Below are 356 nucleotides of genomic sequence, written 5' to 3' on the forward strand. Positions count from 1 at the left end.
CGCAACTGCCGCCCTTCCCCATGAGCCTGGAAGAACAGCGCGCCTTCCTCGGTTTCGCCGAACGCGGCGCGGCGCTTTCCTCGGCACGCCGCGAGGAACTGGCGGGCATTCTCGCCGAACCGCTGGGCGTCGAGCCGGTACGCGCCCAGGCCGAGATCAACGGCATCGCCCGCGGCTTTCTCGGCCTGCGTCAGGAGAGCGCATGAAACAGAGCCTCTTCGAACAGCGCCACCAGGCCGCCTGGCTACGCTTCGACAAACGCCTCGCCTTCCTCGAGAAAGGCAAGAAGCTGGAAGGCTCCAGCGACGACTTCGCCGCCGATTACCGGCGCCTCTGCCAGCAACTGGCGCTGGCCC

At 67.7% G+C, this 356-nt stretch carries 2 protein-coding genes; both read left to right on the forward strand.

The genetic code is table 11. From position 1 onward, the window contains the following. Positions 1-206 (forward strand): hypothetical protein (locus tag FLO80_RS24325; protein WP_223145569.1); only part of this gene is annotated, 206 nt, incomplete at its 5' end. Further along, the coding region (locus tag FLO80_RS24455; protein ID WP_500676341.1) for a hypothetical protein at positions 203-356 on the forward strand (154 nt) is incomplete at its 3' end. The genes FLO80_RS24325 and FLO80_RS24455, both read left to right, overlap by 4 nt.

Source organism: Aquicoccus porphyridii, assembly GCF_008369105.1.
Classification (GTDB): Bacteria; Pseudomonadota; Alphaproteobacteria; order Rhodobacterales; family Rhodobacteraceae; genus Aquicoccus; species Aquicoccus porphyridii.